This window comes from Acinetobacter septicus (genome assembly GCF_019355975.1).
GTDB lineage: Bacteria > Pseudomonadota > Gammaproteobacteria > Pseudomonadales > Moraxellaceae > Acinetobacter > Acinetobacter ursingii.
The window spans coordinates 3,191,466-3,204,257 of the sequence record NZ_CP079898.1 but is presented as its reverse complement, the minus strand read 5'-3'; the positions used below and the strand labels follow the sequence as shown (position 1 = coordinate 3,204,257).

General features: G+C 39.3%; 12 protein-coding genes. 6 read left to right on the top strand and 6 right to left on the bottom strand.

Annotated features, from left to right (window positions below):
- Positions 1–67: 67 nt before the first annotated feature.
- Positions 68–418 (bottom strand): hypothetical protein, encoded by a 351-nt coding sequence (locus I6L31_RS15130; protein ID WP_004801531.1) that lies wholly within the window; start codon positions 416–418, stop codon positions 68–70.
- A gap of 150 nt (positions 419–568) precedes the next feature.
- Here I6L31_RS15130 and I6L31_RS15125 point away from each other — a divergent pair, with 150 nt between their 5' ends.
- A complete protein-coding gene (locus tag I6L31_RS15125; protein WP_004722337.1) occupies positions 569–1,252 on the top strand; it encodes a heavy metal response regulator transcription factor in 684 nt (227 codons plus the stop codon).
- Entirely contained in the window at positions 1,242–2,618 is a 1,377-nt protein-coding gene (locus I6L31_RS15120; protein WP_004801537.1) for a heavy metal sensor histidine kinase, read from the top strand. Before I6L31_RS15125 ends, I6L31_RS15120 begins: the two co-directional genes overlap by 11 nt.
- A 78-nt stretch (positions 2,619–2,696) precedes the next feature.
- Here the strand turns inward: I6L31_RS15120 and I6L31_RS15115 are convergent, their stop codons facing one another.
- Positions 2,697–5,060, bottom strand: a complete 2,364-nt coding sequence (locus I6L31_RS15115) for a heavy metal translocating P-type ATPase (RefSeq protein WP_005003192.1) — start codon at positions 5,058–5,060, stop codon at positions 2,697–2,699.
- Between the two features lie 281 nt (positions 5,061–5,341).
- Here I6L31_RS15115 and I6L31_RS15110 point away from each other — a divergent pair, with 281 nt between their 5' ends.
- From I6L31_RS15110 to I6L31_RS15100, 3 genes are all read left to right on the top strand, one after another.
- Complete coding sequence (locus tag I6L31_RS15110; RefSeq protein WP_004722340.1) at positions 5,342–5,722, top strand: copper resistance CopC family protein; 381 nt, start codon at positions 5,342–5,344, stop codon at positions 5,720–5,722.
- Between the two features lie 67 nt (positions 5,723–5,789).
- Positions 5,790–6,671, top strand: coding sequence for a copper resistance D family protein (locus I6L31_RS15105; protein ID WP_004801541.1), 882 nt, complete (start codon positions 5,790–5,792; stop codon positions 6,669–6,671).
- A 14-nt stretch (positions 6,672–6,685) separates the two neighbouring features.
- Positions 6,686–6,955, top strand: coding sequence for a hypothetical protein (locus tag I6L31_RS15100; RefSeq protein ID WP_004722342.1), 270 nt, complete (start codon positions 6,686–6,688; stop codon positions 6,953–6,955).
- A gap of 103 nt (positions 6,956–7,058) precedes the next feature.
- On the opposite strand, the gene I6L31_RS15095 is transcribed toward I6L31_RS15100, so the two are convergent.
- From I6L31_RS15095 to I6L31_RS15080, 4 genes are all read right to left on the bottom strand, one after another.
- Positions 7,059–7,958 carry a recombination directionality factor gene (locus I6L31_RS15095; protein WP_004801544.1) on the bottom strand — a complete coding sequence of 300 codons (900 nt, stop codon included), beginning with the start codon at positions 7,956–7,958 and terminating at the stop codon, positions 7,059–7,061.
- 146 nt (positions 7,959–8,104) lie between these two features.
- The gene (locus I6L31_RS15090) at positions 8,105–9,232 is read right to left on the bottom strand and encodes a YqaJ viral recombinase family nuclease (RefSeq protein ID WP_004801545.1); all 1,128 of its coding nucleotides are present in this window, start codon (positions 9,230–9,232) and stop codon (positions 8,105–8,107) included.
- A gap of 146 nt (positions 9,233–9,378) precedes the next feature.
- Positions 9,379–10,434 carry a DUF932 domain-containing protein gene (locus I6L31_RS15085; protein WP_004801549.1) on the bottom strand — a complete coding sequence of 352 codons (1,056 nt, stop codon included), beginning with the start codon at positions 10,432–10,434 and terminating at the stop codon, positions 9,379–9,381.
- Between the two features lie 63 nt (positions 10,435–10,497).
- Positions 10,498–10,815 carry a hypothetical protein gene (locus tag I6L31_RS15080; protein WP_004801552.1) on the bottom strand — a complete coding sequence of 106 codons (318 nt, stop codon included), beginning with the start codon at positions 10,813–10,815 and terminating at the stop codon, positions 10,498–10,500.
- A gap of 800 nt (positions 10,816–11,615) precedes the next feature.
- Between I6L31_RS15080 and I6L31_RS15075 the strand changes: the two genes are divergently transcribed.
- The gene (locus I6L31_RS15075) at positions 11,616–12,737 is read left to right on the top strand and encodes a putative periplasmic lipoprotein (RefSeq protein WP_005003187.1); all 1,122 of its coding nucleotides are present in this window, start codon (positions 11,616–11,618) and stop codon (positions 12,735–12,737) included.
- Positions 12,738–12,792 lie beyond the last annotated feature (55 nt).

Below are 12,792 nucleotides of genomic sequence, written 5' to 3'. Positions count from 1 at the left end.
GGATGGGAGAATCAAGCAAACCTATTATTCGCTTTAATTTCCCCCGATCTTTCATTTATCGTATTTGTTATTTATTTGATGTATTTGACATGTTCATCTTTGAGTGGTCCATGTTCATCATACTGGAATTATCCATATTACTCATTTTAGATTGCCCCATATTCATCATCTTAGAATGATCCATCTGAGACATATCCGTCATGTTACCATGCTCATGCTGACTATGATCCTGTTGGGTTTTATCATCATTCTTCATATTACAAGGTTTTTGACATTTCTCTTGCGTCTTTGAATCGGCTTTAATTTCAGACACAACTGTAGTTCCTTGTTTCACATCTGCTGCCCAAGACTGAGTTCCTACAATTAAAGTACCAACACACATAAGAGTGGTTAAGCTACGGCTGAATAGAGTTTTCATGTTTTGCTCCAAAAATTAACTTTATGTAAATACCTTAAAGGCCTTCACTAAACATCTATGTGACATGAAAATGACATTTTTGTAATCTACAACGAATCACGTATTTATAACGTTATTATGTTCTTAATGAGTGATATGGGATTTTTATCAATGAGAATCTTACTAGTTGAAGATGAACAAAAAACCGGTGACTACCTTAAACAAGGTCTATCTGAAGCTGGGTATATAACGGATTGGGTAACGGATGGATTATCTGGTAAACATCAAGCGCTTTCCGAAGAATATGACCTCATCATTTTAGATGTGATGCTTCCAAAGCTAGATGGTTGGGATATCATTTATGATATCCGAAAAAGTGGCAAAACTATGCCTATTCTTTTTCTTTCAGCACGTGATCAAATTGAAGATCGTGTGAAAGGCTTGGATTTAGGTGCTGATGATTATCTAGTCAAGCCTTTTGCTTTTGCTGAGTTATTAGCACGAATTAAAAGCTTACTCCGACGGGGACAACAAAAAGAAGATAGTAACCTTATTACAATTGCTGATCTTGAACTTGATCTTCGTAAACGCCGCGTCACTCGCGCTGGGCAACGTATTGACTTAACAGCTAAAGAATTCGCGCTGATGGAATTATTTATGCGTAGACGTGGTGAGATATTACCTCGTACGCTCATTGCCTCTCAAATATGGGACATGAATTTTGATAGTGATACCAACGTTGTAGAAGTCGCTATCAAACGTTTGCGCAGTAAAATTGACAGTAATTTTAGCCCAAAGCTGATACAGAACATACGTGGAATGGGGTATGTTTTAGAGGTAGAAGATGACTCGTAAATTGTTTAATGCAATCAGCTTTCGTATAGCAATCATCTTTTCTCTTTCTACTGTTATCATCTTAATGATTATGGGGTTGGTTATTCACAAGCTCGTAATGCATCATTTTGAAGCTCAAGACCGAACTCAATTAGAAGGCAAAATTCAACTTATAGAGAATCTACTTGAACAGAACCCATCTAACTCTCAAGAACTAAATTTATATTTAAAAGATGCCTTAATTGGACATCACGATCTGATTGTTCAGATTGAACGTCCAACAGGTCAAGTTATTTTTAGCTCAGCACCATCAGTAATTCATCCCCAAGCACTCAACAAATCAAAACAAGATCCATGGCTTGAATGGAAAATTAAAAATAAGACTTATCGTGGCTTAATTTATAAAAAGACTTTTGATCATAATGACTCGTTTATATCAGCTCAGATTATTGTTGGAATCGATACCTCTGAGCATCTACATTTCTTAAATGACTTTAGACGTCAACTTTTATACATTGGATTTGTGGGTACAATTTGTTTAATGTTCTTAGGGTGGTTCGCAGCATGGCGAGGGCTACGTCCAGTACAACAAATGGCAAAAGTAGCAGAGGGTATCTCAGCCCAACATCTTTCTGAACGTTTAGAAGTCGAAAATACTCCAACCGAACTTAAATCACTGGCTGTCGCTTTTAATGATATGTTAGATCGGCTAGAAGCCGCAGTAGAAAAACTTTCAGATTTTTCATCTGATCTTGCTCATGAAATAAGAACACCTATTAACAATTTGATGACTCAAACTCAAGTATGTTTATCTCGTAGTCGAAATATTAATACTTATCAGGAAGTTCTATTTTCAAATTTAGAAGAGTTTGAGCATTTAGCTCGCATGGTCTCTGATATGCTATTTTTGGCAAAAGCAGAACATGGTCTACATTTACCTAACCTACAACAGGTTAATTTAGTTAAAGAAGTTTCAGCATTATTTGATTTTTATGATGCTATCGCTGCTGAAAAGGGAATGTCACTCGAACAGAGTGGTTCAGGTAGTATAAAAGGTGATCCTTTAATGCTACGCCGCGCTTTAAGTAATTTGTTATCGAATGCAATTAAATATGGCAAATCAGATTCGGTCATCAAAATCACATGCCAACAAAACTTTGATACAACAACATTCATCATTGAAAATGAAAGCTCCCCACTATCATCAGAACAACTTAATCGGTTATTCGATCGTTTTTATCGAACAGATGTATCTAGACAGAGAGTTGAAGAAGGTACTGGCCTTGGTTTAGCAATTACCAAATCTATTCTTGATGTGCATGGAGCTTCCATTCAAGCGACTTATAACGAGGGACATATTTCTTTTAAAATTATCTTTAAAAATTAGTGATATCTCGGTTATTAAGCACTCATTCTAATGATGCTTACCACTCATTAACTTACGCTAATGAGTGGTAAGTCGTGATTATTTTTGATGACGTAATCGTAAGGCATTACCAATTACCGATGCTGAGCTTAGGCTCATTGCTAATGCAGCAATCATAGGCGAGAGTAACCAGCCAGTAAATGGATACAGTACACCAGCAGCCAAAGGGATACCTAATCCATTATAGAGGAAAGCAAACATCAAGTTTTGTTTCATATTTTTAACAGTTGCCTCTGATAAAGAACGAGCAATTTCAATACCACGTAAGTCACCTTTTACTAATGTAACTTGGGCACTATTCATTGCTACATCAGTACCCGTGCCCATTGCGATTCCAATATCAGCTTGAGCCAAGGCTGGTGCATCATTAATTCCATCACCAGCCATAGCAACAATTCTCCCTTCTTTTTGCAATTTTGTGACCAAATCTAATTTATCAGCAGGTTTAACCTCACCATAAACCTCACTAATTCCTAACTTAGCCCCAACTGATTTTGCTGTAGTTAGCCCATCACCTGTTGCCATGATGATTCTTAAACCTGAGTCTTCCAACGATAAAAGGGCCTCTGGAGTGCTTGCTTTGATTGGATCTGAAACTGCCAGAAGACCTAGCAGTTTTCCATCGGCTGCCAAATACATAACACTGGCACCTTCAGCTCTTAATACCTCTGCTTGTGGAATAAGAGTGTTAACAGATATCCCTAATTGCTTCATCAGTGCCGTATTGCCTAGCGCTAATTTTTGTCCGTTTATCTCTCCATTAACACCAATACCTGAACCTGATTCAAATGAAGTAGGTTTACTTAAAGTAAGATTTCGCTCACGGGCGGCACGTACAATTGCATTTGCTAAAGGATGCTCACTGCCCTGATCTAAACTCGCAGCTAAACGGAGGACTTCATTCTTTTCATATCCTGAAGTGGCTACTACTTTATTGAATGATGGTTGTCCTTCTGTCAAAGTTCCTGTTTTATCAATAATCAATGTATCAATTTTACGTAGATTCTCTATTGCGGCAGCGTCTCGAAAAAGTACTCCATTTGATGCACCTCGCCCTGTTGCTACCATAATTGACATTGGCGTAGCTAATCCCAAAGCACATGGGCATGCGATGATTAAAACAGCTACTGCATTGATTAATCCATAAACCCAACTAGGTTCAGGTCCGAATAGCCCCCACCCCAAAAAAGTTAGAACAGCAATACCTATAACCCCCATAACAAATCGTCCTGCAACATGATCCGCCATCCGCTGCATAGGTGCTTTTGAACGTTGAGCCTGAGCAACCATTTGCACGATTTGAGAAAGTACGGTTGATGATCCAACTTTTTCTGATCGCATCACCAATGAACCATTCATGTTCATTGTTGCACCAATGACTTGATCACCCACACGTTTTGTAACTGGCACAGGTTCACCAGTTAACATCGATTCATCTACAGAGCTTGAACCTTCTGTAATGACTCCATCAACAGGAACTTTTTCACCGGGGCGTATCCGTAATAAATCGCCTACGTGTACATGAGATAGTGGAATATCTTCTTCTATACCATCAACACTGATTTTTCTTGCTGTTTTAGGTGCTAGCCCAAGTAGGGATTTAATTGCCGCTGAAGTTTGGGAACGTGCTTTTAACTCTAGCACTTGACCTAACAATGTGAGAGAAATAATCGCTGCGGTCGCCTCAAAATACACAGCAACACGCCCCATAGATACAAATGAGTCTGGAAATACTTGAGGTACTATTGTTCCAACAAGGCTGTATATAAAAGCAGCTCCTGTACCTATTCCAATCAAGGTCCACATATTTGGACTCCGATTCCAGATTGACTGCCAACATCTAACAAAAAATGGCCATCCCGCCCAAAAAACTATTGGCAAGGTAAGAAAAAGTTCAATCCAGCTTTGCACCTGCATTTCGAACCAGTTCAATTGATGACCAAACATTGCTAAGAAAACTACAATAATGGTTAGCGGTAAGGTCCACCAAAATCTATGCTTAAAATTCTTGAGTTCTGGGTTTTCATCAGCGTCATCTAAGTCAGGAAGTAAAGGCTCTAACGACATACCACAGATCGGACAATTTCCCGCATGGTTCTGTCTAATTTCAGGATGCATTGGACAAGTGTATATCGTGAAGGTATTAACATGAGCAGGCTGATTAACTTCATTTGAATCCTCACCATCCCTCTTTTGTGGTTCTTTTAACGTAACTACATTCTCAACTTTAGTAATATAAAAATGAGGATCACTTTTAAACTTTATGTGGCATTTCTCACTACAAAAGTAAAAAGTTCTATTTTTAACTTCTTCATAAAACTTGGATGCTTCTGTAACTGTCATACCACAGACAGGGTCAGTAAGTCTGTTATTGAGTACTTTGTTTTCATGATGATGGTCCATAAAAGCCTCCTTCATATTTAATTTTTTAAATTAATAATTTCATTAAGATGGAAATAGACTCCCTCTTATTAGTTTGTTTAGTGATCATTGTTTTCTTTAAAGCCAGTGTACCACTTGTGGTTTTTTAATTTTTAAAATGACAAAAATGTAATTTTGAAGTCATCGGGATGTTTCTCTCATCCTTTAATAATAAGCATGAGAAAGGTGATGACCAAGCAACCAATTGATGCATTTCATTCGGTCATTACTGAGCCCAAGATTAGTTTAAAGAGGATGAAGAAATGAAAATTTTCAAAAATAAAATGTCAGCTCTACGTAACACTCTCGTAGGTGCAACACTGATTGTTACTGCTTCAAGTGCATTTGCACACGTGAAACTTGAAAGTGCAATTCCTGCGATCAATGCTTCTGTAGCAAGTCAACCAAAAAACATAACACTCAATTTTGGTGAAGAAGTCATGCTAATGAACGTTAAGTTACTTGATGCCCAACGTAAGGATATCCCTTTGAACTACCAAATAACTCATGATATGAAAAAATCATTTGACGTAGCGGTTCCAAAACTAAAAAAAGGAAAATATACGGTGGTTTGGACCACAATGGGTACCGATGGCCATAACATGAATGGTGAATATAATTTCACTATTAAATCGGCAAAATAACAATGAGTGAAAATAGTCAACATGCCAGCAGCTTGCTGGCATGTTGCTATAATAAAGGGAGAAAAATATGATTCCTGAGACTTGGATATATGCAACATGGTTGGTTAAAGTCATTTTATATTTAGGGATTGCATTTGTTATTGGCGGTGCTTTCTGCTATTTCTTACTTGGACGTTATGTTGAAATCAAGGAGACTATTCTAAAATACATGACTATTGGTACAGGTTTAGGCCTTTTTTCAAGTGTTCTCGGCTTCTTCATTCTTATAGGAAGTTTTGCCAACACTGGCCTTTCAGGTATGTGGGATAGCAACTATATAAATATACTAGTCAATACTCCTACTGGACATGTCTCTATCATTCGATCAATCAGTTTTGCACTTTTACTCATATTTATGATAGTCAAACTTAGTAAAGGGACGATTGATATTTCCAAAACTGAAGGAGCAATCTTTACCATACTGCTCACACCAATCGTTTTAAGTTTTTCACAACTCGGACACGTCACGAATTTACCCTTATTCGCTCAAGCTTTGTTATCAATACATGTACTTGTAATGTCCTTATGGATGGGGTCGCTTTATCCATTATGGAAAACAAGCAAAAAAATTAATGGCTTACCACTTAAAGAACGTATGCATCTATTTGGGCAAATAGCAGCCTTTATTGTAGGAATACTCATCGCTTGTGGTCTTAGTATTGCTTTATTACTCTTTAAAGATTTTAATACTCTAATCAATACACCTTATGGGCATGGATTTATTATTAAAATATTATTTGTCCTAAGTATTTTATTGTTAGCAGCCTTTAACAAATGGTATTTCACACCTCGCTTACAAGACCCGAAATTTGCGAAACAATTGGGCTATGCCATTTTATTTGAGATGTCATTAGGTCTATCAATTCTTTTAGCCACTGGTTATATCACCACTGTAGTCGGTATTGAGTAAAAAAGGATCACGCTATGACTTCATGGATGAAGTACAATTTATTATTTTTCATTTTTTTGAATACGACATCATGGGCTGAACCTAGCACTTCAAAAACGATTCGCTCCTTAGATGATACCGAATTACGTAATATCACTGATCATAATCATGGCGACACCAAAGTCGAAGAGAATAAAGACCATCATTCTAAAGATAAACAACTACGTAATGAAGATAGTAGACAACAAAAAGTTATAAATGGATTAATGTTACAAAAGCCTAACGTACTACCGCCCTCCAAATAAACGATACTTAAGTAATGTTTATTGATTCAATAAGTAGTTCAAATTTTTTAATAAAAAATAGTAGCAATATTACTGTTGGGGGCTTCTTAGCCCCCAACAGTATTTAATTCAGAGCTTGAACCGACTGCTGTAAGCCTTTCTGAATATCTTGAACATGAGTGAGATCATGCGTTTGCTGATGCTCTGTTTGAGATTCAACGCTGTAAAACTCCTCCACTATATCCAAACCCTCTTCACCTCCCACCTCAAAGCAGGCATTACCATAACCCTGCCGTGCCACATGATCCAAAGCCTCCTGATAGAACCCTGCTGTCTTACTTTGTTCATCCATCTGTTTGGCTGAACTAATCGCATCTTTCAGGTTTGTGCCATCACGTAAAGTCAGATCCACGTAGTAGATCGGGGTACGGTAACTTTGTGTGGTGCTTTTACCTCGCAAGGTCAATTGCAATGGCAAACAAGAAAGTAAGTCACCCGATGCTGCGTGATAGTAACGAAGTCGAGCTGCCAAAGTGCGGATGCTGTTAAAGCCTGTGGTTCTAAAGATGAAAGTACCAAACTCATCTGATTCATCTAAGTTGACGTAGAGTCTGCCATAGGGCTTGCATAATCCACCCTGTGCCAATGGACATAAATCAGGGGATGGACAAGGATGTTGTTCAATGCCATTTTGACCGAGTCGCTGACAGCTTTCGCCATTGCCTGAACAGATTAAACGTCCAGTTTGGCGGTCAAATAGGCTGTACTCTGCTCTTAAGTTGAGATCGGGATCATTGAAGATCATGCGGACTGGAATGCTTCTCAGCTTTTGGTTCTGATTGGGCGCTTTGGCACGTAGTTGCTCATCCAGTGGATGTTTGACCCACCCATCTTTATTTTGGATTTGGCTGGTAATGGTAAATTGATCATCTTTTTCAGGCAGACGTTTTCCATTCTTTTCGACAATTTTGCCGATACTGATACGCCCCAACACAGGTGGGGTAATAGCTAAACCTTTAATCATGATGATGTACTCTATATAGATGTTGAAATGGCGTTTAAATTTGGATAAATAAATTTTGGGCATAAAAAATCCCATACTTGTTTGGGGTATGGGATCAGTTGGTTGGGGTGTTAGTTAAATTGAAATGGGTTACTTGGGTATCAGCCCTATCCACCATTCGGATAAATCTGAAAGCGTCGTGTTCCTGCTTTGGTTTGGGGAAATTGCTGTAGGTATTCAGGATGCTGTTTAAGCAATGATTTACTGTCTAGGCTGATTGAGTCTTGTGATTTCTTCCATGTGACTGAACCACCTGTAAATACCGCTCGCTCTGCTTCTTTCATCATCATTTGTAGTTGATGTTTCAGTTCATCAAAATACTGCTGGTGTTGTTCAACTTTATGTCGCTCCTCTAGTAACTGATTAAACAAATAATTAGCTTGTTCATTTTGGGTCAGGTCTTCTACTGTTAATGGAATCTGTTCAGGATAAAGTTGTTGCAAGGCTTTAGCTGCTGAATCCGAAGCATCTACACTGGGTGGAATACCTGTTTCGACACATTGCCAGAAATGACGTTCCGCATTAATGATGTGCTGAATCACAGTTTCATTACGAGTCACTTTATAGATTTTGGTTTCATGCCCACAGATCAAGGCACAAATATGCGCTGCCTGTTTACCTGTCACTGCCAATTGATGCTGTACCTGACACAGCACATATAAAGGCACGCCATCTCGCCATAGTTTTGCGCCATATTCCCCCACGGTTTTACATTCCAAAATTTGCACTTCTTCATTACCGACTACAGCATAATCCAAGTTCGCCAACATAAACTGTTTGTCTTCATCAGGGTGTTGCAATACTGCATTAACTCGACGGACTTTATGATTGGTGTGCATGCTGTAGTATTCAGCCACCAAAGGTTCTAGCTTTTTTCCCCAGTACAAGGGTGCGTAACCTGCACTTTCATCCTCGATGTTTTGTTGCATCCGCCCTGTCTTGATCATCCACAGTTCCAGCATCGACATATAGGGATTCAGTCCACAGGCCGTTGCTGCATCACTGCTGCCAATACCCTGTTTTCTGACTTCTAACCATTGTTGATAGTTCATCTGTTTGGTGTTGGCAAGTCTTTTTGCTGTAAGGGCTTTGGTCTTTCGTGGTTGCGTATTCGGTCGATCTCGTTTGGTTCGGGTTCCCACCTCAATCTGCTGAATGGATTGATTTAGATTCGGTAAATAGGGTTGTAGTGGTGGGTTATTTAGCGTGTTTTGAATTTGAGTATGACTATTCATTGCAATTATTCCTGTATCGATAAAATCGTAAAAGCTGAATTTTGGGCATAAAAAAGCCGCATGAGGGTGCGGCTAAAGGTGTTGCTGTGCTTGTACGGTGTTACTGTATGCTTAGGCTAATGGAGCTGGCTTAATTGAAACTGAATTTAGGCAATCATTCTCAATGCCTGTTCCAGACCACGCTGTTTAATGGCAGCCCCTGCACCAAACCATGCTGAATCGAGTCGATGATCGGTACTCATCGCTCGACGTTCATGGTCACAGAACTCGGTGATGCTGCACAATAATCCATAAGCGGTATCCTTGGCTGAACTCAGTTCTGCACCACGTCCATGTCCGTTAAACATGGTCATGACTTTCGACATGGCACGTCCATTTGGCTCGGTTTTATTGTCCGCTTTGGTTGGGGTGTTGATGCCTTGGTTTGGCATAGCAGCATTTCGATAGAACTGAATGATGCTTTCATCTTGTTCAGCCATAGTTAGGTTGGTATTGTTAAACACCGCATCAAAGAAGGCTGCTGCTTCCTGCTGAGTTACCTTACGCTGGCTCAGTTGTTTCATTTCATACATGTGTTCATCCCATGCACGGACTGAAATACCCAACTGTTGTTTAACTTTCTCAGCATCGAAACGAGTGCTGTGTGGGACTTTAACCACACCTGCACTGGTATTTTGTCCTTTGAGAGCAATTGCCAAAGTATTGTTACATACCACCCGGATACTGGTGAACTGTGCAGTGGTTGCTAGAGTGCCATCACAAGCCGTCGCTAGTAGAATATAGCCATTACTCACATCCTTACCCTTGAGTGCTGAAGTCTGTCCAGTCTTGGCTAATGCCCAGAATTTCTTGCCACCTTTCAGTACCCCTGCGGTTTCCAGTTCAAAGCCTGATTGCTCCGTCAGGTCTTTGTAGAAGTGTAGGATTTCCATCGGTTGGACTTCTTGAAAGCGTTGGCTGACCACGGATAAAGGTGCATGCGTATCTGAACGGTAAAGCACTCGTTGTTCTTCAAAAGGCATGATGATGCTTTGTCCACGTTCATTCTGTGCCATGTAATTGACATCCGAGGATTCTATCCGCCAGTCCATGCCTGCTTGTTGTGCCCAAACCTCGATGGGTTGGTTTGGTGTGAGTTCATTGCCTAACCCATGCCAAGGGGTTTGTCCAGTGAATGCCATAGTTTCAACTAAATGTGCCATAAGAATAATTCCTGTATCGATTTTGAATGGGTAAAAGGGTTCGATTTAAATTTTGCTAAATACTTAATTGCGTAAATTCGGGCTAAAGCTGCGGTCACAGTTGTTGCAGTAATACTGTTTGCGATAAGTTGGGTGAAGCGGTTGTTGCTGTTCATCTTCAGTGATCAACATCCAGATACCGCCAATCAGTACCCCAACGATTGCACCTGCAATTGGAGGAATATTCAGGCTTTTGGAAACACTCACTCCTAATGTGGCAAGTGCCATCGGTGACATCACACTATTGGAAATGGGGTTATTGGTTGAGGTACTGGGTAAATGTTGGGTTGATTCAAGCAGTACCGTCTCTCGGGACTGGCAATAAGGACATGGCAAACTCATTGTGGTATTTCCTGTAAATGAATAAAAAAACCTGCTGGGGAAGCAGGCAAAATGATTGCAATGTAGCTGAAGCATGTATTGGTGCTATCTCAAATGGAGAAACACTGTTCTCAATTAGATGCTATGTATTTGTATTTTTTTAGAATGCGTTTTTTTTCATCAGTTTTAGGCAATTTTTGAATGATGATTAAACAGATCAATTGACCTGTTTTTTAGCAGCGATTATGATGCAAGGGCTGACCTACATTGTCAGTCGGTTTTGACAGACCGCTCATCTAGCGCATCGGAGTTTATTCATCTGAGTATTCTTTGTATGTGTAAAAACCTTCTCGTCCCCCTTTGCGGTAGAACGGGAGGGGGACGCGTTCGCGCGTGCTGGTTCTAGATGTCCAGTCTGTCAACCCCTTTTCGTTCTGCCACCATAATCAATTGACAGTGATTCGGTAGAACTTCTAATTCATCTAGGAGTCAACCATGACGCAATTTACTGTGCTTTATTATTCCCCTGCACTTTCTCTGCCTCTCAGGCATTTTATTCCAATTCATTTATCACACGCTTTCACTGTGTCCTGATTGACTCAAGGCATCAATTAACTGCTGCATCCATTTTGGTCAGTGGTGTTTTGTGCTGGATAAAAATCATGAAATTCATCGCACAGCTTATTTTGGTTGTCCTTATTGTGCTCAGTAACAGCATCGCTAGAGCCTATGACAGCCAAGCAAAATGTATTTGAAATTACAGGCAATTTCATAATTCATTTTTAAAAACTTAAAAAATATTGGATGGGGAAAATAATAGGATGAAATACATTTCAATTGCGCTGCTCACCAGCCTTGCGTTGGTCGGCTGCTCAAAACCACAACAAGATGATGTAGAGAATAAAGAACTATCTCAAAAGATTGAAAACATGTCATTGAATGATGCTGTCCCTGCACAGGCTGTTTCTTCTCCTTTGATTATCGCTCGCAATAAAATTACACCTCCGCTAACAAAGACTGGAGAAGACTTTCAGGAACTCATCAAAGATGAGGGGTATTTTTCCTTTTATCCACCGTATAAAACCATCTATGGATTGCAGATGTTTGCTGAAAATGACGATGTTGCAGATTATTGTGCAAACTGCGTGTATTTCCAGTCCATTCTCAATGATTTAAGAAATGTGCTGGCTTTAAAAAACAATCAAGTTTTAGTGATCGGACATACTGATCAACAGTTTCCTGCATTCACTTTTGCTTTAGGTGATGACTATTCTTTGCGTGCAGCGCATGATACGGCAATCAATTATATAAGATCGACAATGCAGGTGACTCCACCACAAAAAGATCAATTTGAGAGTACAGAACAATATCAACAACGTATTCAGACACTTCAAAATGAGTTGGATACTAAAAATGCCCATCTAAATTATGACTTGAAGCTTTTAGAACTCAGTTTAAATGCTACGTCTGGTCAAAGTCTGTTTATGCCAAGCAGCTATACACCGAATGATCGACCAAATGGTCCGATTGATAATTTTGTTTATTACGATGCTGATTCGAAACAATTACATTTTGAGAATATGAATTTCGCATCTGATCTTATTGTGAATTTCACAGCCCCATCCACGCCAGAGTTAGCACAAAATATTATTACGGCTGGTGGACAGAAGTATGTCGGTTACATTTTTAACTTCAATAATCATAAATTGGAATTAGAGAGCTTAGTCATTTATCAGGCCAACAACACTCAAGCTGATTCTGCGAATGAACCGATTGCCATCCTTGAACCGAGCACCATGTCCTTTCAACGCAAACATTTCAACGGCATAGAAAATGCTCGATTAAAGCAATTTGATGTGACACTGAAAAAGCCAATTCCTTTTGATTTTAGCTTGGAAAACTACACGCCGATCGAAAAGGTATTTAAAAAGATCGATGAGTAATTCCCACTTTTATAAAAAGTAAAAAATTGATTGACCAAACAATTAAATACACAGA